Source organism: Leptospira fainei serovar Hurstbridge str. BUT 6 (assembly GCF_000306235.2).
GTDB classification, from domain to species: Bacteria; Spirochaetota; Leptospiria; order Leptospirales; family Leptospiraceae; genus Leptospira_B; species Leptospira_B fainei.
The window spans coordinates 264012-289822 of the sequence record NZ_AKWZ02000001.1 but is presented as its reverse complement, the minus strand read 5'-3'; the positions used below and the strand labels follow the sequence as shown (position 1 = coordinate 289822).

Below are 25811 nucleotides of genomic sequence, written 5' to 3'. Positions count from 1 at the left end.
ATGTCTTTTTTTAGGAAATTTCTTTCGCTATTAAATCGAGAGACGAGTATTGCCGGAGTCCCCCAAGCAGGTAATTCTGCATTTCGTCTCGCAATGATGCAGTATGGGAAAAAGAAAAACCCGAAAAATTTGGCTAAGCTTTCCGAGGAACTTACAAAGTCCACCTTTCTCATTCCGCACTTAGAAGCTGAGAAACTTCCTCCGAGAAAAAAAACGAAACTTAAGCCCAAAAAGAAAGCCGTCGCTAAGAAAAAGAGAAAGCAAACGGATCAAATCGTTTTATTATATGTGCGCGATGAGAATGGGCGGATCTTTCTTCCCGCATTTTCGCATCCTGAAGAAGTGGTCCGGTATTTCGGAAAAGAAACATCGACGATTCAACTTTCGGCTAAGGATCTTTGGTGGACAGGACTTCAGAATCAGGAAGTGGCCGGAGTTGTAATCGATCCGGCAACGACTCTTTGGATTCTTTCCCGGGAGCACTTGGAAATTCTTCTGGAAGGGTAGAGGCTTTACCGGCTTTGCCGATTATAAATCGGAATCGACTACGGATAAAACGTAAGCGCCGATAATTTTAATCGGGCAACAGCAGCAAGATCTTGTTGATAAGTAAGGTCGCATTTAAAGGTTTTATGATAATTTCCGTCATTCCGACTGATCGGCAGGCGGATAGAGTTTCTTCCTCGTTCGAGGCAGTAATGCCGATAATCGGAATTTCAGGATTTAAGAATTTAATTCTTTTTGAAAGTTCCAATCCGTCCATTTTAGGCATTCGGATATCGGTAAGAACGATGTTCGGAGAATTTTTCTGAAAGGCTTCCAGTCCCTTTATTCCGTCATCCGCCGTAATGACTTCTTCAAAAGTTCCCGCTAGAATTCTAGATAATGAAATCGATACGATTAACTCGTCCTCCACAAATAGAATTTTGACCGGTTTCTTTTTCATGGTAGCTCTATGCGAAATTCGGCGCCTGTTCCGTCGGAATGAGCGGATAAACTTCCGCCCATATTCTTTTCGACGATCGTTTTGGACATATATAGACCTAATCCTACCCCCGAACCTTGCTCTTTTGTGGAAAAATACGGTAAGAAAATCTTCTCGCCGATTTCATCCGCAAATCCTCCTCCATTATCCTTGACGCTCACAATTTTCTTTCCTAGTTCGGAATATATTCTTATCAGAATCGTAGGTTCCTCGGGGCGGTGTTGTAGGATGGCGTCCTTTGCGTTTGATAAAATATTCAACAGAACTTGCGCGAGTTCGTTAGGGTAACCGTAAGCGGAGTCTTCGCCTGCAAAATGAGTTTCTATTCTTATATTCTGATGCTTCATGCTCGCGGAAACCAAGGACAAGCTCTTCTCGATCGTATTTTTTAAACTGAAATTTTCCTTCTCCTTATTCGGTTTATAAAAATTCCTGAAATCATCAATGGTCTGGGACATGGACTGCAAAAGATCGAATATACGTAGACTTGTGTTCCGCATATACTCGTCGTCGAGCAGGTTGTTAAGCAAAGTGAATTCCAGCTCCTGAACTAGTATCGATATGGCATTCAAGGGTTGGCGCCATTGGTGTGCGATATTCCCGATCATTTCCCCCATTGCAGCCATTCTGGATTGAGCCTCCAAGATTCGCTCCCTCTCTCTTCTTAGGTGCATTTCCTGTTCTATTCTCAATTCTAGATTTTTGTTTAAAGTAGCTAACTCTTCGTTCTTAGCAACGAGACTATCTTCCGCATTCTTTCTTCGAGTAATATCCCGTATTACTCCGACAAAGAATCTTGAACCGTCCAGCCAGACTTCGGAAACTGCAAGCTCGATCGGGAAAATATGACCGTCTTTCTTCTGAGCTAACACTTCTCGGCCGATTCCTATAATCCTTTTTTCTAACGTATTCACGTATCGATTCACATACGAATCGTGTTCCTCATGAAACGGGTTGGGCATCAATATCCGAACGTTCTTCCCGATTACCTCCTCTTCGAGATATCCGAACATTTTCTCCGCGGCAGAATTAAACATTAGGATATCGGCTTTTTCCGTTATCAAGATGATTGCATCTACGACGGTTTCGAAAATGACGAGAAATTTTCGCTCGCTAATGTCCATCGCGTTCAGTGCGCTAAGCTTTCGTTCCTGTTCTAATAAATTTGCGAAAGAATACGAGAGGTAATAGGAGATATCGAATAATAGTTCTTCGGTTTCAACATCGAATTCAGTCTCCTGATCCGAAAGCAAAAGCAAAGCGCTATGAGACTTCATATGTCCGCCAAAAATGGGTATAAATACGGCGGATCTCAGATTTTCAATTCGATCTAATTGCTCTTCTCCGAACAAAAGAATAGGTTTATTAGAGGAGAAATCACATTTGTTAACTACAAGTCGTATTAAAGAATTCAGCGGTTCAGGCTCAATCTGTTCCTTTGATGATGTCTTTGAAATTCGTATCCCTGACTCCGCGTTATTTTCATCCAGTTCAATTATAAGCGCCTGTTGAAAGACGTTGTTTTCGACGGCTAATTTGCACACCTCTTCAAAGAAAGTAGGAACGCTTTTCCAAAGGAAAATTTTTCTCCGCAATTCGGATTTATATTCCGATAGACTAACGACAGGATTCGTATTGGGAGACATAAAAAGCCGTTACCCGGAAAATCGGGAATTACGCGCGAATGGAATCATATCATAAAATCGGAAAATAGGAAAGAAGTTATTGTTTCGGCGGTTAAATTCAAAATCGGAATTTACCTCGGAGACGATATCCTTAATTTTGTCAACGGTACGTCCGTGTGGATGAAAAATATGTTTAGAAAAATTAGAATAAACGAATGTTTCTAAATTTTCCGTAAGTAACGGCTCTTAGAATCGCTTCGACAGGGCCGATGGAAAAAAATCGAATCCAAATTCTGGACACAAGAATACAGAAAAACCATATCGGAAATGCCAGAAATAAGAGTTGAAAGTTTCCTAATTTATCATAAAAGCCTAATCCCCATCCGCAAAAGATCCAAGAACAGATGATGGATTGTCCTAAGTAATTCGATAGGGAAAATCTTCCTGAAGATTCGAACCAAAACCGATCCGAAAAACTTGTTTCGGAATGATAGTAAATGCCCAACCAATACACGTAACAGATCGTAAATGCAGGCGCGCTAATCGTGTCCAGTATCGAAAATCCTAATTGCCAACTTAGGGAAAGGTTTTCGACAAATAAACTCCTGGAATGGATCGAATAAATCAAATTACCCGATAGCCCTAAAGGTAATAACCATGGTATCGATTTCTTTAAGCCGTTTTTGCTCTGTTCCCATCGCTCGAAGAAGGAAGTTTTTCCTGCGGCGATGCCGAGTGCAAACATCGAGAGAATGGAAGGCCATTGAAATAAAATCGTGAACGGATAGGAAATAACCGTATCTTTGGCTCGTTGTTTTGCGGCGTCCCAGAAACTGCCCAAATAAGCCGATCGAGTTTCGGATAGGATATCCGGTAAGCTCGAAGCCAATCTACTTCGATATTCATCCTGTCCGAACGCAAGAATCATTCTGCAAAGAATCGCAATGAATAAAAATCCTAATGAGAATTTAAGCAGCCAGGCCGGGCTTTTTTTTCGAATCAACCAAGCGATCAATCCGACGATCGCGTAAGAAAGAAGAATGTCCCCTAAAAATAGAAAGACGCCATGAAGCAATCCGATCAAAAATAAGCCGGCCAATCTCCGGAGATAGCGGCCGCGAGATTCGACTTCTTCCCATTCTTTCGTTTGAACGGAAATACCGTAGCCGAATAAAAATGAGAACAGAATATAAAACTTAGATTCGAAAAGGAAAGCGACGATCCAGGATGCGACTGAATCGAGTAGGTTCGAATTTTCTCCGACAGACCCTACTAAATACATCGGCTTTGCAAAAAAAGGCAAATTGACGACGAGAATACCGTACAATGCAAAGCCTCGTAAAAAATCTAAGAAACCTATTCTTTTTTTGGACATATGATTCCTCCGGGAGATTTACCTTTCCTTTATGTAAAATGCCTAAATCCGCTTTCGGTCGGACGGAATAATCGGTCGTTTAATAGAAAGTCGACTCTCGGAGTCTCGTTTTCTTTAGTAAGACGAACGGATCCGATCGGCGTAATATCGGTGGATTCCCATTGCGACGGAATCAAATCGGGTGAAAGGAATAATAATTCGAGTTCTTCTCCCGAGGTAAGAACTCCTTCCAATCCGATCGCCTTTTCAACCCCGTCCAAAACTGGGATTCTGTTTAACTCGATTTCGATGACTAATTGCGATACTTTTGCCAATTTTCCTAAATCTTGGATTAAGCCGTCCGTAAGATCCATTCCCGCATGAATATTATGAGAGGAGTATAGAGAGCGACTAACGGACAAACGCGACCGAGGTCGAAGATGCCGATCGATGGCAGTTTCGCGAAGGCCGGGCGGTAAAGAAGTTGTGAACCCGTCCAAAATCTTATAACCGAGAAGGGAAGCTCCTATATGTCCGGTAAGATAAACCCGGTCGCCGGCCCGTCCGCCTTTTCTGCTTATCGGAGATTCGGATTTTCCTAATAGAGTTAAGGTTAAATTTAATTCTTGGGAACGATAGGTGTCGCCTCCGCAGAGTTCGATATCGTAAGAATATAATGTTTCTTTAAATGTCTGAACGAATGGATTCAGAAATTCTTTTCGATTGCAGGAAGGGGACAGTCCGAAATTAAAGAAGGCCTTTTTAGGGATTCCATTGGCTGCCGCGATATCGGATACATTGACTTCGATTAATTTTCGAGCCAAATCGGCGGGATTGCTCCAGTCTAGTCGGAAATGAGTTCCTTCCACGATGGTGTCGGTGGTGATTAAACAACCGTCCGGACCGAGATAGCAATCGCTTTCCTGTTCTTTGCCCGGAGGATATAAGGAGGAGATCAATTCTTCTTCGTTCAAATCGCATTCCTGATTTCTTTTCGAAAAACCTTGACTTCGGCTTTGTTCGGTACCATTCTTAATGCCATGAAACTTATGATCACGAAATCCGATTTACTAGCCGGAGGACGTTTTGTTTTCTTCGGACTTATCTTAGCCTCGATCTACCTCGCAGGTTGGCAATCCAAAATGGACGCGGCCCCTAAAGCCGGAGTCTGTAAATTTACTCTTGATCCGGGAAAGACAAGCTTAGAATGGAAAGCTTTTAAATTTACGGAAAAGACGGGTGTGGGCGGAAAATTTACAAAGCTAGGAATTACAGGTTACAAAACCGGGAAATCTCCCGAAGCCGCGTTGAAAGGATTGAAATTCGCGTTGGAGCCGATCGATCTGGATAGCGGCAATCCCGAACGGGACGCGAAAATCAAGGGTGCGTTTTTCGGAGCTTTGAAGAACGCAGGCAAAATTTCGGGTCATTTTGTTTCGGCCAAGTTTGATTCGAGCGGGGCTGCGGGTACCGGCATCGTCAAGCTATCCTTAAACGGGATTACTAAAGACCTGCCTTTGACCTTTACCTTGGAGAACGGGGAACTGTTCAAGGTAAAAGGGAATATTAATTTGACCGATTGGAAAGCGAGTTCCGCAGTCACCGCTTTAAACGAAGTATGTAAAGATTTGCATACTGGGAAAGATGGAAAGTCCGTACTTTGGCCGGAAATCGAGATTTCGATTACTTCTACTCTAAAAACCGAATGTCCTTGAAATAAGAAAATTGAGGGGATCCGGATGACGATTCCAGATTGTGCGTCCGGATTTCGGATCGATCCGCAAATTAAAAATTAAGTTCTATTGCCTAAACTTCGTAATCACTGCCTGAAGGATTTTTAAATCGTCTTCGGAGAGATAAGTAAGATCGGTAACTATTTCCCTCAGAAGCATATTATGACGAACTTCGTCAAGGCGAGCATTCTCTTTTTCTAATAGAGCTAATCTTTCTTCCCAAGAAGCTTTAGGCTCTCCGGAATGATTAAAAACGAAATTCTTCGAAACCCCCTTCTTAATTAAAAGTAGATCCATTCTAAATTCAGGAATCGGCTCTTGATTGCTAAGATACCGGTTCATGGATACGAGTGAGGTGCCGATTGCATTCGCTCCTTCCTCCCTGGAAATTCCCAGAAGTTTAAAAGCTGATTTCAATCGCTCGCCCGGAGTGTCTAACTTTGGTTCTTTTTTATCCATTTTGACGAAATATGCGTGAGGATTGAATCAAAATGCTTCAATCCTTGAATTGGGACGGATCCCATTGGAAGTAGGATAAGAACAAACCGAAATTGGGCAATCTTAAACTATCTCTTTTGATGCAAAATGACTAACTCGTCATCTTGCTTTCAATTCTCAAAAAATTCTCTACGTTTTTTAAAATACACGTTCCAACTTTCCTGTAGATAGTTTCGGATCATTTACGATGAAGAATAGATTTATCCGTTTTCCGAATTTTCAACGTTATCCTTACCTATGATCGGACAGGAGGCTTCGAAATTGCTGTTTGAATAAAAGATGGCCTTTATTTAATATTCCTTTAAGAATTTGTAAATCGTTCGATCTTCTTCGTAAAAATGGAAATTATTGAAGGTTCATTTTGAATGTGTTTGGCAGAGCGATTCCGGAGTCCTTTTAAAGAATGATTTGGCTTTGGTTTCCGAAGACTTGAGCGCCGAACAAATCCCTTTTATTCCGGAATTAAGCCGGAGCGGGGTGGCGGAAAATGCCTTGACCCGTATACTCGGTACGCGAAATTGGCCAATACAGGACGTTTTTTCCCATGCCAATCATATCTAAACAGCATAGAACTCCTTCCTTGAAAAAGGAACAAGCCGAGAAGGCTTGGTACGTCGTGGATGCCGAAGGAAAGACCTTGGGCCGCCTGGCTTCGGAAATCGCCCATAGACTTCGGGGCAAGCATAAGCCCACATTTACTCCCCACGTTGATTGTGGAGATAATATCATCGTAGTTAATGCAGCCAAGGTATCCGTAACCGGAAACAAAGAGAGCCAAAAAGAATACTTTCACCACTCGCGCTACCCCGGTGGTATGACGGTAACCCCTCTTCAGGATATGAGAAAAAAACATCCCGAGAGAATTTTGTATGAAGCGGTGAAAGGTATGCTTCCCAAAAGCAAACTTGGCGCAGAAATGCTTACCCATTTCCGGATTTTCCCGGGAGCGGAACACAATCTCGGCGCACAAAAGCCGACGAAACTGGAACTCTAGGAGAATTAAAAAATGGCAACTGCCAAGGAAATTTGGGCCGTAGGTCGTCGTAAGAACGCAATTGCCCGTGTAAAATTGAAAGAAGGTTCCGGTAAGATTCTTGTAAACGACAAGGATATTAAGGACTATCTCCATAATAGCCGCTCTAATCTAAAAGAGGCGCTTAGCCCTCTCGTTCTTTTGAACTTAAGCGACAAGTTCGATCTAAAACTGAATGTTTCAGGCGGAGGAATCATCGGTCAAGTTGGAGCGATTCGCCATGCATTAGCTCGCGTTGTTTGTCGGTATAATCCCGAGTTCAGACCGACCGTTAAGAAAGAAGGTTTCCTAACTCGCGACCCGAGAATGGTGGAGCGTAAAAAATACGGTCTACACAAAGCTCGTAGAGGAACTCAGTTCTCTAAACGTTAATTCATCGTTTTTCGAACCGTTTCTCGAAATGCCTGAAGTTCTTGAACTCAAGACCTCGGGCATTTTTTGTTTTTAGAGGACACATGAAGTATAAGAAAGTTTCCGAAGTTCGTAATACCTTCCTGAATTACTTTAAGCAGAAAGGCCATACTGTTGTTCCTTCTTCTTCTCTCCTGCCTGCAGGAGATCCCACGCTATTATTTACTACCGCAGGCATGGTTCAATTTAAGCCTTTCTTTACCGGAGCTGTGGATCTTCCGTATACTCGCGCTACTTCCGCTCAAAAATGTCTGAGGACCACCGACTTGGAAAACGTCGGGAAAACGGAGAGGCATTGCACGTTCTTTGAAATGCTCGGCAATTTTAGTTTCGGGGATTATTTTAAAGAAGAGGCCATCGAATTCGCTTTGGATTGTTCCGTGAATCATCTAGGTTTTCCGAAAGACAAAATTTGGATCACCGTATTCGAGAACGACGACGAGGCGGAAAAGATTTGGATCTCCAAAGGGATTCCCGTCGAGAGAATCACTCGTCTAGGCAAGAAAGATAATTTCTGGGGTCCGGCAGGGGATAGCGGAGCCTGCGGTCCTTGTTCCGAGTTATATTTGGATCGGGGGTCGGAGAAAGGATTTCCCGAATGCGGAACGAAAAAAGAATGTCGTCCAGGTTGCGACTGCGATCGTTTTTTAGAATTTTGGAATATAGTTTTTAATCAATTCAACCAGGATACCGACGGAAATTTGCACCCGCTTAAGCAGACCGGGATCGATACCGGGTCCGGCCTGGAAAGAGTCGCTTTATTGTTACAAGGAGTCGATTCGGTCTATGATACGGACGAACTGCGCGGCATTATCTCCGAGGTGGAAAAAGTTTCTGGAAAAACGTACGATGATAGAACCAAAGTCCCGTTCCGTGTAATTACCGATCATATTCGCTCGGCTTTATTTGCGGTTTCGGACGGGATTTATCCGGATCGAACGGGACGCGGATACGTGATTCGTCGTTTGATCCGTAGAGCTGTACTGTTTGCGCGTAAGCTCGATTTAAGAGAGCCGTTTTTGCATAAGCTTGTTAAGCCGGTTGTAGGAATTTACAAAGAACGTTATCCGGAGTTGGAAAAGCACGCATCCTCGGTGGAGCGAACCTTGCTCGCAGAAGAGGAGCTATTCCTGAAGACTTTGGAAATCGGTTTAGAGAAAATCGGAGTTCTCGTCGCAAAAACGAAAGCGTCCGAATCGACGATCTTTTCCGGAAAAGACAGTTTCCTTCTCTACGGCACCTACGGTTTTCCGGCAGAGATGACCGAAGAGATCGTAGCCGAACATGGGCTTTCATTCGATAAGAGCGGATTCGAAGAAGAGCTGGAAAAGGATCGTCAATCATCCCGGGAAACATGGAAGGCGAATCGGACCAGTTTATTTACCGGAATCAAGACCGATAAAACGGAATTTCTCGGTTACGCTCGATTGGAAGCTCGTTCGGAAATCGAGCACGCCTTCTTAGATAATAAACCGGTTACTACGTTGATTGAAGGACAGTCGGGAGTTTTGACTTTCAAAGCCACGCCCTTTTATCCTGAAGGAGGAGGGCAAGTAGGCGATACCGGTTTTATCCGTAAGAATGCTTCGGTATTCAAGGTTCTGGATACGCAGAAAGAGAATGATATCATACTACATTATGGGATCGTGTTGAACGGCAGTTTTAACGTCGGCGATGAGGCGGTTTTGGAAGTCGAAAAAGAAAGACGTGAAAAGCTGAAATCCCACCATTCCGGAACACACCTGCTAAACGGCGCCTTGAGAAGTCTGCTTGGCGCTCACGTAATGCAGAAAGGTTCGATCGTGTCTCCCGAATATTTACGATTCGATTTTTCGCATCCGACCGCGTTAAGCGAAGAAGAGATTCGTAAAGTCGAATCGTGGGTAAACGATAGCATCGGTATGTCGATACCGGTAGAAACTAAAATTTTACCGATCGAAGAAGCTAAAAAAACCGGCGCAGTTGCCGCGTTTGACGAGAAATATGGGGACTCCGTTCGAGTCCTGCAGATGGGCGACCGATCGCTCGAATTCTGTGGAGGAACTCACGTTTTAAATACGGGAGACATAGGATACTTTTTCATAAGGAAGGAATCCAGTCCCGGCGCCGGGAATCGCAGGATCGAAGCGGTTGCGGGTCCGGTCGTGATCGAAACCTTTCGGACTAGATTTGCGGAATTGACGAATGCTATACAAACTTTGAATTTAAAAATCAAAGAAGAGTTCGGTGAGGAATCCGGTTCGCTATCCATTAAAGAAAGCGTACCCGGTCCCGAGGAGATCCGTGCGATTTTCGAAAAGAAGGGGGCCGGAGCAGTTTCCGAATTACGGAATCTTTCCGAAAAGCTAGCCTTAGAAATCGAAGAGACCCAGTCAAAATTTTTGAAGGAAAAGAAAAATAGGGAATCACGCGACTTTGAGAATAATCCGCAGATTATTTCTTCAATGCTTTCTACGGCAAAGATCGTAGGCTCCGTCAAAATCGTTCACGCGATTTTCGATTCCAAGGATGCGAAAGCTCTAAAAGGGCTTTCGGATAATTTGAAAGTTCGGGAAAAGGAGATCATTGCGATCCTGGCGAGCCGTAACGATGAAGACGCGAGCATCGTAGTCACTTGCTCTTCTGCCTTAGCGGGAAAATTCGTTCATTGCGGAGATCTGGTAAAAGCCGCCTGCGAAGTGTTAGGTGGCAAGGGTGGTGGAAAGCCGGATATGGCACAAGGTGGCGGAAAAAATATATCTAAGGTCGAAGAAGCGGTAGAGTCGGCAGTGAATCGAGCTTTGGCAGGTTTGAACGGGAGTAAAGTATGAGCGATCCATCGTTTGATGTCGTATCCGAGATTGACAGACCGGAATTACAGAATGCAGTAACGCAGGCCATCAGTGAAATAAAAACCAGATTCGACTTCAAGGGTTCCAAATCGGAGATAAAGTTAGAGGAAGAAAGTCTAACGCTTACTTCGGATAACGAGGCCAAGTTGGAGAGTGTGATCGACGTTTTGATCAATAAGATGGCGAAACGCGGGTTAGGATTAAAATCTTTCGATTTTAAATCTAAGATCGAACCTGCAACCGGAAATACTGTTCGAATGAAAGTAAAAATCCGGAATGGTCTGGAAAAGGAACAGACGAAGGAAATCACCAAGATCGTAAAAGACTCAAAACTGAAAGTGACTGCGACGATCATGGGGACAAGCGTGCGCATTCAGGGTAAGAAGAAAGACGATTTGCAGGAAATCATGCGTTTATTGAAAGCGGCCGATCTGCCATTCGATCTTCAATTCCAAAATTATAAAGGATAACCCGGTTTATCCTTTTGGGAGAAAAAGAGAAATTTATCCAATACCTTCCCTTGATGACAACAATCCCAAACGGAAATCGGTCTAACTTAACATGAAATTGAAATTATTCGTCTTAGCGGTCATCCTTGGAATTTCTGTCGGCGTAACGGCTCAAGAAGAAAGTCCGGTCAAATTTAAACTGGAGAAAGGAATCGGAGAAACGTATTTTTTAAAGATCGTTCATCCGTCCAATTTTGGAATCCAGAAAGACGCGCCTCATAGAATAACCGTCAGCGCGGGACCTGGTTTGAAAGTCGAGTCGGCCGACTTAAAATTGAAAGGCAAAACATCCAGTAAGAAAAAAGAATATTTCGAAGCTGTGGATCCGATGGCGATTACTTTAAAAGGCGCCGGCGCGCTTGAAATTCACGCTAAGATCTTTTACTGCGATTATAATCGGAATATTTGTATTCCTGGAAAGATTGTCCAAAAAGAAATAATAAAATAGAAAGCATTTCCCCTAATATATACGTGAAGCCCAATAATTGGCTGGCACGTATGAAGATATTAGAATTAATTTCTATTGCGAATTTAACTTTTGCGATATTTCTATAGAATAGAGTTTCATATCTAAGAGTGGCGCTAGGTTTTCAACGTAAGCGGATATTCCGATTTCTGCCGGTCGAGAACGGGGACAATATGGTTCTTTTCTAAAACACTCAATATTCTCTTTACTCGCATTAGCTTGAGACGGACTTCTATGATTTCAGTCGGTCAAGAAATATCGTCGTCTCTTCGTTTTCGATTCCATTGAATATAAATCTTTGGTACAATCGAGAGAGGCTATCAAATACTATTTGCCAGGCTAATTGAATGAAACTGTTCGGAAAATATCATAATGAAGTGAACGTGAATGTCATTTGCCCTCTTGCTAACGGTCTATCTGATCTTATTTCGTCGTGATTTGAGTAGTTTTAGAAATTATTATAATTTTATAATAATTTAGATACTATTATCTGAATTGGGTATCCGATCAACTGTTCGGTCTTTGTTGCGAAATTTCTTCAAAAAATCAGTCGGGTCTATGATTATCCTTGAATCCGGAACGAATACAGAAGCTAGAGTGAGGCCGAAAGATTCGCTTCTTTTCTTGAATGTTATTTATGTTAGTATAAAATGGTAATGTACGATCGTTTTTAGGAAATAAATTTCATTCCGGTTCCTAGAAAGGATTCGGTTGCGAAAGTTCTCGTAAATACGAGAAATCACGAATACTAAATCCGTTCGTTCTGCTAGAAATTTGGAAAATCGATGTATCTTCGGTTTTAAAAATTCCCGTACGAGTAACCATTTTCAAATAATTGTCCCAAATCGAATCCTCGGAGGCTACTGAACTCCCGAAAGTACTACCTGCAGCACCCGAGATAATGGTATTGGCAGCCGAAGCAAGGGAAGCCGTAGTTCCACTTTTTCCGGAGCTAAGAAATACATACGCCCGGCCAACGTTACCGGAATAGGAGTTTGCACCTGCCGCAAGATCCGAATATCCGTCTCCGTTAAAGTCCGAGAATGCGAGATAAGAGCTAAAAGCATTACCTGTAGCTTCCCCATCGATCGTAATCGAAGCGATAGTAGTTAACCCTGCGCTTCCGGTACTAGGAAATATATATGCTCGTCCGGTAGAACTTGTATAACCCGTTGCCCCAACCGCTAAATCCGCGTAACCATCTCCGTTAATATCACCGAACGAAATGGAACCTCCAAAAGTATCGCCGCTTGTTTGTCCTGTAATCATCGTACTGGCACTTCCGGCTGCGGAAGCTGTAATCCCGCCGCTTCCGGTACTTTGGAATACGTAAATCTTCCCGGTAAACGTATTATTGTAACGATTCGCACCGCTAGCAAGGTCCGCATACCCGTCTCCGTTTACGTCCCCGAAAGCGAGAGGAAGTCCAAAATCGTTATATACCGTTTCTCCCGGTATATTTGTGTTTGCGCTGCTGTATGATGACGCGGTGATTCCTCCGCTTCCAGAGCTATGAAAGATCCATATATTTCCGGTGGAAGTGTTGTAATAATTTCCTCCGATGGCTAGGTCAGAGTATCCATCTCCGTTCACATCTCCAACAGCCAGAGACGCAGCAAAATTGCTGCTCCCTGGTCCCGTTATGGTCGTATTTGCGCCGCTGTAAGATGATGCGGTAATCCCTGCGCTCCCGGTACTATGAAATACATACGCCTGACCTGCGTGACTCCCATACATATACGCCCCCGTAGCAAGGTCCGTATAACCATCGCCGTTAATATCTCCGAGCCCTAACACATATCCTAACTGGCTTGAGGCTATCCCCGTAATCGTTGTGTTTGCATTGCCTACCGTCGAAGCGCTGATTCCGCTGCTTCCTGAGCTATGAAAGACATAGACCTGACCTGTATTTGCCGAATAGGTAGTCGCTGCTGCGGCGAGATCCGCGTATCCATCCCCATTTACATCTCCGAGATCCAGGAAATTTCCGAATGTGCTGCTTGCAGTTCCTAGAATCGAAGCGTTTGCAGCGGCTAAATTGGAAGCTTGAATGCCGCCCGATCCTGAGCTATAAAATAAAAAGATCTGTCCCGCGCTAGAAGATGCGGAAGGAGCTCCTACCGCTAAATCGGGATAACCGTCCCCGTTGATATCCCTATTCTTTCCTTGGCGCACGCTTGTCGATACGACGGCAGAAATAAGTCCTGTCGAATTTTTGCTTCGTACACTAATCGTATGCGAGCTTCCCATTTTCCAAGTATTCGTTCCCGTTGGAAGCCGATAGGCCCAGCTCGTTGTACCGGTTGCGGGCAAAAAAGCGCCTCCATCCAAGCTCACTTCCACCGAACTCAGCGAATTATTATCGAATGCAGTTCCGACTAAAAAGCCCGTCTCTATAACGGAATTTCCGGTATTCGAGAGATTAGAAATGGTTATGGAATTCAAGCATCCGTTGTGTAATGCGCAAGATAAGAATTCAGTATCCAGCCATGCTTGGGAAAACGGTATTCCAGGATTATAAGTACGAATGGCGCAATTGGAGAATCCCAGGGATAAGAAAAAGAAAGGAGTCCAGAAGAATCGAATATTCTTAAAGAAATAAAATAATTTCAATCCGTATGATGCGTTAAAAACGAAACGAATTTGTTTTAGGCATACTCGGATGCTCGATCGACTATTTTCCATTCAACTTTAATTCAAAAAAAATATAAAGTTAATTACAACAAAATTTCCCGAGAGTATAAAACATTTCGTAAAATGATTTCTTGAAAAATGATGAGCTCAAGAAATTTTTATCCCTCAAACGAGTAGTTTTTGAATTTATAAACGTGAATCCATCAATCTGAATATTCCGTTCGCCGTCATCTCTTCGGTATATATGCGAAAAAATTAGCAATTGAAAAAAAAATCTATAAATCGAATAAAAGCGATTTTTGCATACATTGCCTTTTTTGACACCCTCGGATTCTCATTTGAAATCTTATTCTTTTCTCAAAATTACCGATTAAAAAGAGTGTCGCGTAAATCCAGCGATTCTACGCTATTTTTAGTATTATCGATGTTTCATTGTATTACAATAGGAGAAATGCGAAATAGAATTCGAAAAAGCGGGTCCTTGCTATCGATTCTTGCCGATCGGAGCCCGCTTCTAATTTGAGTCACTTTTTCAATTCGACTTTTAGATCAGGTTGGGAGATATGAAAAAGATAATACGTTTTCCCGTTGATCGGCTTCGAAGTTTTGACGATCTTTCCTTTCGTCTCCACCAATTCTTTTAGGATTTTTCGATCCGTAGGTCGAAATAGCTCTCCTTTTTCGGCAATAAACAAATTTAAGGCTCTTTTTCTGGATAGCTCTAATGCTTCGTGCTCGTTGCCTTCCAGCGAAGAAACGACGACCTGATAAGTGGAAGAATTGATAAATCCTTCCGTCGCTTTGACGAATTGATCCTCTTCGGCGGGAGCAGACTCCTGCACTACGGATTTCGTTCCGCTGACGGGCGTGTCTTCTTTTTTCGGAGTTTTACAAACTACGAGTGAAATGATTAGTAGAATAAGTAGCGCAATAGTTTTACTTTGCATAGAGGCTCCAGAGTTTACCTTATGGGAAGATTAGTGATCGGGGATTCTAAAATTCGCTCTAACAAATCAGCTTCGACAATTCTGTAAACCAAAGTACATCGTTTCGGATCCGTATAATCTTCCCTATACAGGAAGAATTTATCCAAGAACCACGAAAAAGCCGCACGATAAGCGAGAAAGTCGGCATTTACATTTTCTTTCTTTTTCTTTTCAATTTCTTTTTGAGTATCGATGCGGTCCGGGGTTGTGGATGCTCCGGGTTGCGAAGCGGTTGTAGGAGTTTGAGTTTGATTCGGAGTTATAGAGGCCGTTGCCATTCCGGGTGAAACGCCACCTCCCGTCACTCCGACCTGAGGGTGTTGCGCCGGAGGAATATACGCGGGAACTCTTGTTTGCTCCGCAGTTCCTCTTAGATATTTTCGTTCTTCCCTAAGTTGTGTTACTATCACTGGAATCGTAATCTCGTCCCTGCGTCGAAGCGCCCTTGCGCGACACTCCTCTCGCAATTCAAGAATCGGTCTCTCCTGATTCGGAATCGGAACCGTAACTACTACCTGAAAATATTCACGGGAAATAAAACCGGTATCCGATACATTATCCCAGGCTTTCCGACGAAACTCCGGATCCGCAGGTTCGCAAGCGATGTGAGTAAGGGTAATTAAGACCGTTATCCAACGGAGCATAGTTCCCATTTTCGTAAATCCCATTGGAAAAACCAGCGGGATTTTTTCTCGGAACTTCTCGACATTAACGCTTTCGAGGGAAAAGCTGTTGGTATGTGGAACTTCTTCCCGAAAACACAACGAACGGTTCTTTTTGCCCTCATTTTCATTTCCTCCTTTGTCGGTTTGAACGCCGAAGAAGACCTATTTTCTCGTATTCGGACATCCCTTGAAGCAAGGGTCAGAAAAGTCGTTCTTAAGAACGGAATTCGACTGCTTTTAATGAAGCGAGAAGGATCTCCTACCGTTGCCGTATATACGAAATTCTTAGTCGGTTCCGTGGATGAAACTCCGGAAATCGCAGGCACTGCGCATTTGCTGGAGCATATGCTTTTTAAAGGAACTAAAAATATAGGAACGAATAATTATGAAAAGGAAAAACTCTATCTGGAGCAGATTCGCGTATGGGGGAAGCGCTTAGATTCCTATCGTATTAAGGAAATTGAATATATTCGGAATAAGGAGGCGATTCCGAAAGATTTTATAAAAGAAAAAGCCGTTTTAGAGACTAGATTTAGGAGTCTTTTGGATTTTCATCGAAGATTTGTCGTTTCGAACGAAGATTCCTATATCTATGATAAGAACGGCGGAACAGGTTTCAACGCATACACGACCGACGACGTCACGAATTATCAGATTTTGCTTCCGTCAAATCGATTGGAAATATGGGCTAAATTGGAATCGGATCGGCTTAAAAATCCTATATTAAGAGAATATTATACGGAAAGGGATGTCGTTCTGGAAGAAAGGAGAATGCGGGTCGATAATCAAGGACTCGGAATTTTACGGGAGAAGTTCTTAGGAGCGGCATTTGAAAAGCATCCTTACCGTATGCCCGTGATCGGTTACGAATCGAATCTTCCGTTTTTGGATATCGATAAAACGGAAGATTTTTTCCGGAGAAATTACCGTCCGGGAAACATGGCGATTGCGATTGTCGGCGATCTCGATTTCGCATCGGCGGAAGCGCTGGTTCGAAGATACTTCGAGGATATATCTGACGGAAGTCCCGCGCAGCCGATTCGCCAGAAAGAATCTTACGATCATGACACTCGGAGAGTGAGCGTTCGCCATTCCTCGGGACCGATGAAAGTAATGGGTTGGTTAACGCCGGCACCGCCGCATATCGATCGACCGGTTTTGGATTTGATCGACGCGATATTAACGCAGGGCGAGACGGGCAGATTGTATAAACGACTTGTTCTGCGCGAGAAATTGGCTCAGAAAGTGTCCTGTTGGACCGGCGAGCCTGGCGAAAGATACGATAGTCTATTTGCCATTTACGTGACGAACGTCCGAGGCGCCGATCCCGATAAAATCGAAACCTCTATTTGGGAGGAAATTGAAACGTTGAAGAAAGAATCCGTAAGCGACGAAGAACTCTTAAAAATAAAAAATCAGATCGTTGCCGATTATATTCGCGGGTTGAATAGCAATGGCAAGCTTGCGGACGTGTTGACTTATTACGAGCTCTTAGCGGGAAACTGGGCGGCGATTTTCGACGATTATTCTCAGTTGGATAAAGTCACTCCCGAGGACATAAAAAGAGTGGCTACGAAATATTTCGTGCCTCGCAATTTGACGGTTGGTGATTTAATTACCTCAGAGGGAGAGCAAAAATGAAATTCTCTCGATCGACCTTTTCCTCCATTTTAGTTTTCCTACTTTTGCCCGCCGGTATGAATTCAGCGCCGGGCGATTTCGTTAAGAACGTTAAGATCCCTCCTCTTGAATTTCATTTTCCTGAGATAAAAGAGATTCAATTGGATGCGAATACTCGGGTTCTATTTCTACCGAACGGCGAGTTCCCGCTGCGCACTTTGGAAATATCCTTCTACGCGGGGCCTTCTTATTATCCTGAAATAAAATACGAATTGTCGGAAATCCTTCCCGAAGCATGGAAGAAAGGAGGAACTCAATCCCATCCAGGCGAATCTTTTGCAGAAGTATGGGAATCGTACGGTTCACGATTACGCGTCGATTCGGACTTGGAAACGGTTACCTTAACATTTTCCTGGCTTACTAGATACGATAAAGAATCGAGGGCTCTAATTTCCGAGTTTTTGAGACAACCCAAGTTCGGTCAGGATGCTTTCGAGATCGCAAAACTGCAGTTAGGCGAACAGATTAAGCGAAGAAACGACAATATTGCCGCTCTTGCCGGTCGGAAAGCGTTGGAGCTTGCCTACAAAGGAAAAATCCGAGGCACTTCCGTTTCCCAAGCGCGTTTGAACGGATTGAGCGAGGAAGGCGTTTCCGACTATTATAGAAATGTCGTTTTAAAATCCCGTAAATCGGTTTTAGTTACCGGAGAATGGCAGGATTCGGAGGTGTCGGGTTTTTTGGCCGAAGTATTGCCCAATTCAGACGAAGTAGCAAAGAAGGACTCCGAGTCGTTATCGCAAGCTGAACTTGAGAAGAATTTAAAGTCTGTTGGATACAAAAACCTTGTCGTAGACAAAGGCAACACGCAGAATGTCGTGCTGTTTTTAGGAGTCGGGCCCGCGCACAATCATCCCGATTTTTATGCGATCCAGATCTTGAACTATATAGTCGGCGGTGGCGGATTTAATTCCTATTTTATGAGCAGGATCCGTTCGGAAAAGGGATTGGCTTATTCCTCATCTAGTCACCCGATTTTTGAAAAGGATCATTCGCTGATTTTTTTCATGACCCAAACTAAATCGCAAACGACTATGGAAGTTTATGATTTAATGGGGGAGATTTTAAGCGATAGAACCTTCTCAAAAATAACCGAAGAAGAATTAAAAACCGCTAAAGAAGCGATTCTTAATAAATTCATTTTTCTTTTTACCGATTCTCTGGAAATTCTAAGAAATGAGGCTCGTTTTAGGGAGCATCGTATGCCGAAGGATTATCTTCGTATCTATCGGGATAAAATTCAAGCGGTGAGCTTGGAAGATCTGCGAAGAGTCGGAAAAACTTATTTCCGTAGAGATGGTTTGACCGCGATCGTTTCAGGACCGAAAACCTCGGTTCAGCAGGATCTACCCTCTTCGAAAGTGATCGGTCCGGAGGACCCCGTTCCCTAGGATGCAAAGTCGTTTCGAACATAAGCGATATTCTTACGAGGGAATTTCCGAAGGAGGAATTCGCACTTCGATTATCATGTCGAACTTAAATTTGATGTTCGATATCGGTCATCAGAATCCTAATAAGATTCATATCGGTAAGTTGTTGTTGACTCACGCTCATTTGGATCATTCGGCGGGAATTCCTTATTACGTTTCGCAGAGATCCTTGCGTAAACTTACCCCTCCTAAAATTTACGTACCGAAAGAATTGGAAGCTCCTCTACACGAAATCTTGGCCCTCTATTCCAAGATAGAGGATTTTCCTTATCGATATGAATTATTCGGAGTTGCGGAAGGTGAGGAAGTCGAAATAGATCCGTATCACACCTTCAAACCTTGGCGGACGTTTCACAGGGTCGTTTCACAGGGTTACACCGTGTACGAACGCAAGAAAAAGTTAAAAGCGGAATTTCAAGGGTTGAACCCTAACGAACTATCCGAGAAAAAAAAAGTTTCGGGACCGATCGATGAAATCATATCGAAGCCGGTCGTTAGCTTTTCGGGGGATACAAAAATCGAATATGTACTCGCTCACAAGGACGTCGCCGAGTCGGAAGTAATTTTTCTGGAATGCACATACATCGACGAAGAGCGTGACGTCGCGAAGGCGAGGGAATGGGGACATATCCACTTGGATGAAATTCTTCATAATTTATCCGCGTTTAAAAACGAAAAAATCGTACTCATTCATTTCTCAAAGCGTTATCCAATTCCTTATATTAAGAAAGTAATTGCGAAGAAAATTCCAGCTTCGGAAAGGGATCGATTTCACCTTTTTCTGCCAGAATGAGCGCGACATTATTAAGAAATTTTGAATATGTCTGATTCAAAAAAACAACCGGATAAAAAAGGTCTGTCTCTCTACAAAGACGGTCTTGAAGAATGGATCGATCGCGATCTTGTTCGTCGTCCATATCCTTGGCTCTATCATATAGAAGAAAATGCTTCGAGAGATAAAGTGCCTGTTCTTTCCCCCGCCTCAGGCGCGGTACTCGCCTTTCTCGTTTCGTCATGGGAACCCGTAAGAGTCCTTGAATTAGGAACAGGATATGGAGTGTCCTTGATTTGGATTTATTCCGCGTTGAACGAAACCTCTAAAATCCAAAGTGTGGATCGAGAAATTCAATTTATGGAAACGACTCAATCCCATCTGGATCGATTGGACGGGAGTTCCTCTCGAGTGGAACTTCTACGCGGGGAATGTGTGGAAGCTCTGCGAAGATTTTTGTCTTCGGCGTCGATAGACGGAAGGGAATTTCTATTTGTCGATTGCGATAAGATTCGATACCCGGAAATTCTAAAATTGATTCGAGATTCCGGAAAGGGAAGGGGGCTAAGGACCGTTTTCGACAATGTGCTCTGGCACGGGAGGCCGGCCGATCCGGATCGCCAGGCGCCTTCGGATCAAGCGATCCGTTCCTTCTGGGCGATCTTAAAAGAATCCGGCTTGCCTTATACTCTTTTCCCCGCAGGAGACGGGCTAATCTGTATCGATTTTTACTAGTAAAAAGCTTGTTACTCGTCAATAGAATGTGCTATATTGCCGCGAGGGGGCGATAGCATGACAAAAAGTTTTTTCCCTATGAAGCTCGCGGTATTAGGATTTCTCTTGGTCACTTCCTACAGCGTGATTGCACAAAATAAGCCGCAAGCCAACGACTCGAAAACGGCGGAGCTGGCAAGCGTTGCCGATGATCCGAAATATCAGGGCGATTATCTGGAAGAATTTCACTATGCCAGAACCTTGGATTCCACTCAAGCTAAGCTTAAACACGATTTAGCGGCTTTAGATATCGTCGTGAAGAATTTCGGTTCTCAAGTTCAGGGGTCGCAGGAAGAGTTTGATTCCATTTGGAAAAAATATAACGAGGCCTATAAATTCTATTTAATGAGAAAATACGTCGTTTCCGGTCGCAAAACCAAAGAGACTGAACTCGCTACAAACAAATTGTACGGGAAATTTTCCGATCTTTATAATCAGAAAGTGGATCAACTCTTAGGCGAATGTGCGGACACGATTGTCGGTGTGGAGCAAAAACAAGGACCAGCCGGCGCTGCCAAGGGTACTGCAGGTCGAGATATTTCTCAAAATCATCATAAGCTGCAAATTGCGTATTACGAATATATTCAGGCGGAAAGAATGAGAAAAGATTCTCGGTTTAAAGACAGCCTGATCCATCTACGCCTTGCGAAAGAATATGGAATTTCGATCCTAAGTCGCTTGAAACCGGAAGAAGAGAGCAAGACAGTCCGCGAGAAATATAAAGTGGATCTTAGCGATAATCGAAACTTGATTTTTTCCGAATCAAAACTTTAATCCGATCCGTTCATTGTCCGGGACGCTTTGCTTTGTCCCGGATTTCCCTATCGCCTCTTTCATCTTTTCGCAAAGGAACAAGCTTTACACGAATCCGTCGGGATAAAATCGTTTCCTTAAGTGGGCAAAAAATTTCCAATTTTTCTAATCATTATTTTTTTTACAACTTCTCTCTCTTCTCAGGAAGTTCCGAAAAAAACGTTTAATATTCTAATCGATCCCGGGCATGGCGGCCTCGATCTCAAGCCTAAAGAAGAGCACGGAGATAAATACGATCCGGTTACTCGGAAGTACCTGGAACCTTATAAAGCCGGAGCCAAATCCAAGGGACGGAGAGAAAGCGAAGTCGTTCTAGCGTTGGCCAAAGAAGTGAAGGAAATTTTAGACCTTACGAAAACTTTGGAGGGTTTCGAGACGTTCAAAGGACACGCAAAACGTTTTACGGATGATTCTTTGCCTTGGATTAGAATCGATTCGGATTTAACTCGAGAAGAGACCGCTTCCGAAGAGGGCGTCGATTTATCTTCCGACCCGAACGCTAATTATCGTCTTTATGATTACCCCGATAAGAAGTCCGGTAAAATTCGGCCGGGGAGAATATCCAGAATCAACGCATATCGTCCGTATCTCGTGCTTTCTTTGCATCTGAATCCGAGCTGGAAAGACCATCCCGGTGGAATGGCCGCAGTTCTCACTCCGTCATACCGTACGTTCTACGCGTTGCGTAAGATTTCAGAGGGAGCTCCTTCGAAATCCTTCGAGAATGGACCTTGGAGCGAATGGATGCGATTCAAGATGGAATGGTCGAGACTGCAAAACGCAGTCGCAGATTCGTGGATTTATTTTAACGGTTACTGGCCGAATAAGTCAGGAAAGAAATCCGACCTCGCAAATTTTGAAGGGTATCGTCAAAACATGGTAACCTGGAAATACACGGACTCCGCAGGCTGGATCGAGAAGGCCAAACTAGGAGGCCCCGGTCCCTATGCAAAAAAGCATTCCGAGTATTCCGCAAAAGGTCCGTTTTGGGATCGAGAACGTTCCGAGGCTGAACTATGGAGAAGGGAAGACGGACCAGAAGGATTCGGCGGCGATAATAACTTTGCGGCAGTCGAATTGATGCGGTTTGTTCAGTACGGACTTCGCTCCATACCGACCGAGGACGCCGAACTATCTCATCCAGGACCGATCAACGATCCCTATATTTCCACTTATAGTCTGCCGACATTTATCAATGCCATTTCCGCATATCTTGAAATCGGTTATATCGATAAAGAAAAAGATATGAAAATTCTAACGAAGCGAAGAAAAGATGTGGCGATCTCGTTAGCAGTCGGAATTTATTCCCTGTTTCACGGAATGAAAACTAAAGAATTAGATTCTCCTTATATACCTAAGGGAAGGAAAATTTCCTGGTCTAAATACGAAAATTGGAAAGACGGTAATTATTTCAGAATCGTGCGCGACGAGTAATTTATTTCTTATCTTCCGTGACAGGCACTGACGAAACCCGTCCTTTCCTTGGAAAGTTATAGATTCCCAATGTTGTCGATTTTTGTATGTAAAAAGAACCGTTCTCCTCGAATCGTTCCTTAAATATCCGCTAGTCAAAATATTTCCAATTTAAAAAAAATGGTAAAACTAGCGAACCGCCTAAGAAACCGAAATCCATTGTGAAAACAATGAATTAATTCTTTATAATGTAAAGTGCGTTCGTTCCGACGAGGATTTGACCGTTCAAATTTCCGGCGGTATATCCTGTCTTATAGATATTATCATAGTAATCCGAAACGATTCCGGAAGCAGTCGAGCTGGATCCCGTCACTCCCGCTTGTTGAGTGGATTGTTTTACTCCGTTCGAATCGTATTTCGTCATATAGATATCCTGGGTTCCGGTAAGAGTATTACCGTCCAGTCCGCCTCCCGTATTTCCGGTAATGAAGACGTTGTTAAAGGAATCGTATGTGATTCCCAATCCGTAGGTAAAAGTTCCGCCGGTGCCCAAAAGGCGGGTCCATTGCTTCGCACCTTGATTGTCGTATTTTACGACAAAGAAAGCAAACGTACCTGTTAAAGTTTGGCCGTCCAGGTTACCGTTCGTATTCCCTGTCGCGTAGATATTTCCTCGCATATCGGTTACTATTCCGTTTCCGGTTTCGGAAGCCGCCGCCACTCCCAACTGACGGGTCCATTGCTTGTTCCCGTTTGAATCGTATTTGACCACGATCAAATCCTGCCCTCCGGCCAAGACGTTCCCATCCAAATTTCCGGTCGTGTAACCCGTCATGTAAACCGAATTAGAGGAATCTAAAGTTACCGCGTTCGACTGCGTGTGTGCTCCCGAAACTCCTAAAGTGCGAGTCCATAACCTGATTCCGTTCGGATCGTATTTAGTAAGAAATAAATCGTACAAGCCGGTCAGTACGTTTCCATCCAAATTTCCGTTCGTATAGCCGGTTATATAGATAAAGTTGAAAGAATCTGTCGCGATTCCCATCGGAAGAGTGGCATTCGCGAGGGCTCCTAAAAGACGAGTCCAAAGTTTATTTCCGTTTGTGTCGTATTTCGAAAGGAACAAATCGGAAGTTCCCGAAAACGCCTGCCCGTCCAGGCTCAAATTTGTCGAACCAAGCATGTACACGTTTTGGAACGAGTCGGAGGCGATTCCGCTTGTCGTTAAACTAGCCCCTGCGGTCCCCAAAGTTCTCGTCCATTGCTTGTTCCCGTTCGTATCGTATTTGACCACGAACGCGTCTTGGGTCCCGATTAGAGCGTTTCCATCCAAACTTCCAGTCGAACTACCGGCGGCATAAACGTTTCCAGAACCGTCAGCGGTCACCCCGCTGGATTGCGTGGATGCTCCGGCTGCCCCTAAGAGACGGGTCCAAGAAGCCGTCGGTAAAGGAGATTTTAGATATCCGCAAAAAGATGAGCCTTTTCGGGAGCTAAAACCTTGTAAGAGGGCGGTCGTAAAGATACCCGAATCGTCGCAGAACTTAAATTCTGTCTTTAGGCAGTTAAGAAGAACCAGCGAAATGAAACAAAGAAAATAAGGAAATTTGAAAATTCTCATCGGAAATTCGTTAAAAGAGGTTTTTTGAACCTTCTTTTTTCATTAACAGACAACCAACAAATTTTTTCCAGAAACCGCCGATAAATTTATCTTATTGAAGAAAATCGCCGACTTCCCTAGAGTCCTCACGGCCAGTCCCGCTTAACGGAGAAAATCATTTCGATCCATGTATTTCTTTTATATTAAATTGATAACTGCACTTAAATCGCTATTTTTTCCGAAGCGATTTGAATCGTTTTTTCCGTTTCACAAAACGATTCAAGAAGATTAGATTTTGCAGAAAAAAGCGGATTTTTGGCATTAAAAGCAATCGATTTCATCTCGCTTTCCAATGCCTCCATGATTGCATCGAAATCTATAATTACGATCTCCAAATTTCAAGAATTGACGACGTGCCGACACCTGCGGCTCCCAAAAAATAAAGTAGCGGGTAAAACCTTTACTAAAGCGAGTGGGCGGTCTTAATCTTAACGAAGCTCCCGGGACGTAAATATTGCCGAGGATTCTTTGCTAGATCTTCCACCGGAAGATGTTCTTGGCGTTTCGGTTGATGGCTTTTTTTGAATGGAACCTTTGGATAAAGCCGTTAGATCTGCAAATCTAAGATCGCGCCAAAGAGTTTAGGATATTACGATTAAGGCTAAAATTAATGAATTAGGCGAGATCCGTTTAGCGACAGTAAATTTCGATAAACCATGATGATTCAGGCAGAAAATGCAAGCTTCTGCCAATGATCTCCCCTTTAAAAGTATTAGATTATTTCGCCTCTTTGCATTCGGTTTTCCAACGCATAATACTATCTAAGTCCGGGGCAGCTGCCGCCTTGCATTCTTCAAAAGACTTAAAAGTTCCGATAACGGAATACTCTCTATAGGAGTAGAGCCAAAGAATCCAAACATTCAGAATTATCATCAGCAATTTCATGGGAAAAACCTCTTATTATAAATTTTTGAGACGAAGGGGAGTTGATTTGAAATACATAACTAAACAGGATAGTTAAAGAAAAAATAATGAATGAATAAATTTTTATGATCAATAAATTATTGTGAATAAACGAAGATAGTCTTAAAGATGTAGGGAGGAGTAGTTCCATAGGTAGGAGATTGTCTTTGTAAGCGGGATACCCAATTTGCCAATTTGAGTGAACAAGATAATATCTATCGGGAACTGAATCGATTCATTCAAAAACTGAAGATTCCATCGAATACGGTTTTCACCCGGAAAAACGTAGTCCGTCGACATAGTCGGAAGTAACTATGCCGTTTTTGTGATTGAGCTATCTGCTTAGAAAAAATTGCATACTCGAGTAGAAGTGGCTGCTTCAAAGCAGATTCCATCTCTTTTACGATTCTAATATTATTTTTTATTGTAATCTGCTCGTAAAACGATGATATGAAATGTTAATCGGAATGGAAAAGAAATTGATAAAACGACAGTTCATTGCAAAAAAATTCGATCATTTCTTTTTTATAAACGTTTGTAGAATATGCTATATCTTATAAGCGATCGGATGAGTAAAACTGTTTGACAAATGTCGAAGTTCCGATCAATGTTTCTGCCTCTACTCAGGGTCCCCAG

23 protein-coding genes are annotated in these 25811 nt (G+C 43.2%); 13 read left to right on the top strand and 10 right to left on the bottom strand.

Annotated features, from left to right (window positions below; all coding sequences use genetic code 11):
* Complete coding sequence (locus LEP1GSC058_RS01190; protein ID WP_016547750.1) at positions 1-507, top strand: SseB family protein; 507 nt, start codon at positions 1-3, stop codon at positions 505-507.
* Positions 508-574: 67 nt separating this feature from the next.
* On the opposite strand, the gene LEP1GSC058_RS01185 is transcribed toward LEP1GSC058_RS01190, so the two are convergent.
* The 4 genes from LEP1GSC058_RS01185 to LEP1GSC058_RS01170 all read right to left on the bottom strand — a co-directional run bounded on the left by LEP1GSC058_RS01185 (position 575) and on the right by LEP1GSC058_RS01170 (position 4938).
* A complete protein-coding gene (locus tag LEP1GSC058_RS01185) occupies positions 575-946 on the bottom strand; it encodes a response regulator (RefSeq protein WP_016547582.1) in 372 nt (123 codons plus the stop codon).
* Complete coding sequence (locus tag LEP1GSC058_RS01180; protein ID WP_016547516.1) at positions 943-2631, bottom strand: sensor histidine kinase; 1689 nt, start codon at positions 2629-2631, stop codon at positions 943-945. The genes LEP1GSC058_RS01185 and LEP1GSC058_RS01180 overlap by 4 nt, the downstream gene beginning before the upstream one ends.
* A 181-nt stretch (positions 2632-2812) precedes the next feature.
* Positions 2813-3985, bottom strand: coding sequence for a DUF418 domain-containing protein (locus LEP1GSC058_RS01175; RefSeq protein WP_016547523.1), 1173 nt, complete (start codon positions 3983-3985; stop codon positions 2813-2815).
* A 29-nt stretch (positions 3986-4014) separates the two neighbouring features.
* Complete coding sequence (locus tag LEP1GSC058_RS01170; protein WP_016547737.1) at positions 4015-4938, bottom strand: thiamine-phosphate kinase; 924 nt, start codon at positions 4936-4938, stop codon at positions 4015-4017.
* A gap of 66 nt (positions 4939-5004) precedes the next feature.
* Between LEP1GSC058_RS01170 and LEP1GSC058_RS01165 the strand changes: the two genes are divergently transcribed.
* The gene (locus LEP1GSC058_RS01165) at positions 5005-5679 is read left to right on the top strand and encodes a YceI family protein (RefSeq protein ID WP_051133747.1); all 675 of its coding nucleotides are present in this window, start codon (positions 5005-5007) and stop codon (positions 5677-5679) included.
* 84 nt (positions 5680-5763) lie between these two features.
* Here LEP1GSC058_RS01165 and LEP1GSC058_RS01160 read toward each other — a convergent pair whose 3' ends face one another.
* Complete coding sequence (locus LEP1GSC058_RS01160) at positions 5764-6156, bottom strand: hypothetical protein (RefSeq protein WP_016547477.1); 393 nt, start codon at positions 6154-6156, stop codon at positions 5764-5766.
* A gap of 583 nt (positions 6157-6739) precedes the next feature.
* Here LEP1GSC058_RS01160 and rplM point away from each other — a divergent pair.
* The 5 genes from rplM (at position 6740) to mpl17 (ending at position 11427) form a co-directional block, all read left to right on the top strand.
* Complete coding sequence (gene rplM, locus LEP1GSC058_RS01150) at positions 6740-7189, top strand: 50S ribosomal protein L13 (protein WP_010568923.1); 450 nt, start codon at positions 6740-6742, stop codon at positions 7187-7189.
* A gap of 12 nt (positions 7190-7201) precedes the next feature.
* On the top strand, positions 7202-7600 hold the full coding sequence (rpsI, locus tag LEP1GSC058_RS01145) for a 30S ribosomal protein S9 (protein ID WP_016547528.1): 399 nt from the start codon (positions 7202-7204) through the stop codon (positions 7598-7600).
* Positions 7601-7683: 83 nt separating this feature from the next.
* Entirely contained in the window at positions 7684-10449 is a 2766-nt protein-coding gene (gene alaS / locus LEP1GSC058_RS01140; protein ID WP_016547639.1) for an alanine--tRNA ligase, read from the top strand.
* The gene (locus tag LEP1GSC058_RS01135) at positions 10446-10940 is read left to right on the top strand and encodes a YajQ family cyclic di-GMP-binding protein (RefSeq protein ID WP_016547712.1); all 495 of its coding nucleotides are present in this window, start codon (positions 10446-10448) and stop codon (positions 10938-10940) included. Before alaS ends, LEP1GSC058_RS01135 begins: the two co-directional genes overlap by 4 nt.
* 91 nt (positions 10941-11031) lie before the next feature.
* A complete protein-coding gene (mpl17, locus tag LEP1GSC058_RS01130; protein ID WP_016547628.1) occupies positions 11032-11427 on the top strand; it encodes a cell surface protein MPL17 in 396 nt (131 codons plus the stop codon).
* A 714-nt stretch (positions 11428-12141) separates the two neighbouring features.
* Here the strand turns inward: mpl17 and LEP1GSC058_RS01125 are convergent.
* From LEP1GSC058_RS01125 to LEP1GSC058_RS01110, 3 genes are all read right to left on the bottom strand, one after another.
* Complete coding sequence (locus LEP1GSC058_RS01125; RefSeq protein WP_232224584.1) at positions 12142-14058, bottom strand: beta strand repeat-containing protein; 1917 nt, start codon at positions 14056-14058, stop codon at positions 12142-12144.
* A 545-nt stretch (positions 14059-14603) separates the two neighbouring features.
* Positions 14604-15026, bottom strand: a complete 423-nt coding sequence (locus LEP1GSC058_RS01115; RefSeq protein WP_016547748.1) for a lipoprotein — start codon at positions 15024-15026, stop codon at positions 14604-14606.
* 14 nt (positions 15027-15040) lie between these two features.
* Positions 15041-15733, bottom strand: coding sequence for a hypothetical protein (locus tag LEP1GSC058_RS01110; protein WP_232224583.1), 693 nt, complete (start codon positions 15731-15733; stop codon positions 15041-15043).
* Between the two features lie 69 nt (positions 15734-15802).
* Between LEP1GSC058_RS01110 and LEP1GSC058_RS01105 the strand changes: the two genes are divergently transcribed.
* The 6 genes from LEP1GSC058_RS01105 (at position 15803) to LEP1GSC058_RS01080 (ending at position 22633) form a co-directional block, all read left to right on the top strand.
* Positions 15803-17371 (top strand): M16 family metallopeptidase, encoded by a 1569-nt coding sequence (locus LEP1GSC058_RS01105; RefSeq protein ID WP_016547725.1) that lies wholly within the window; start codon positions 15803-15805, stop codon positions 17369-17371.
* Positions 17368-18801, top strand: coding sequence for a M16 family metallopeptidase (locus tag LEP1GSC058_RS01100; RefSeq protein WP_016547676.1), 1434 nt, complete (start codon positions 17368-17370; stop codon positions 18799-18801). The genes LEP1GSC058_RS01105 and LEP1GSC058_RS01100 overlap by 4 nt, the downstream gene beginning before the upstream one ends.
* A gap of 1 nt (position 18802) precedes the next feature.
* The gene (locus LEP1GSC058_RS01095; RefSeq protein ID WP_016547527.1) at positions 18803-19633 is read left to right on the top strand and encodes an MBL fold metallo-hydrolase; all 831 of its coding nucleotides are present in this window, start codon (positions 18803-18805) and stop codon (positions 19631-19633) included.
* 27 nt (positions 19634-19660) lie between these two features.
* Complete coding sequence (locus LEP1GSC058_RS01090) at positions 19661-20347, top strand: O-methyltransferase (protein WP_016547617.1); 687 nt, start codon at positions 19661-19663, stop codon at positions 20345-20347.
* Between the two features lie 57 nt (positions 20348-20404).
* Positions 20405-21160 carry a hypothetical protein gene (locus tag LEP1GSC058_RS01085; RefSeq protein WP_016547614.1) on the top strand — a complete coding sequence of 252 codons (756 nt, stop codon included), beginning with the start codon at positions 20405-20407 and terminating at the stop codon, positions 21158-21160.
* Between the two features lie 120 nt (positions 21161-21280).
* Positions 21281-22633 carry a hypothetical protein gene (locus LEP1GSC058_RS01080; RefSeq protein WP_016547705.1) on the top strand — a complete coding sequence of 451 codons (1353 nt, stop codon included), beginning with the start codon at positions 21281-21283 and terminating at the stop codon, positions 22631-22633.
* Between the two features lie 214 nt (positions 22634-22847).
* On the opposite strand, the gene LEP1GSC058_RS01075 is transcribed toward LEP1GSC058_RS01080, so the two are convergent.
* Positions 22848-24233: an SBBP repeat-containing protein gene (locus tag LEP1GSC058_RS01075; RefSeq protein WP_016547493.1), complete on the bottom strand. Its 1386-nt coding sequence runs from the start codon at positions 24231-24233 to the stop codon at positions 22848-22850.
* A gap of 756 nt (positions 24234-24989) precedes the next feature.
* A complete protein-coding gene (locus tag LEP1GSC058_RS20240) occupies positions 24990-25157 on the bottom strand; it encodes a hypothetical protein (RefSeq protein ID WP_198014367.1) in 168 nt (55 codons plus the stop codon).
* Between the last annotated feature and the right edge of the window lie 654 nt (positions 25158-25811).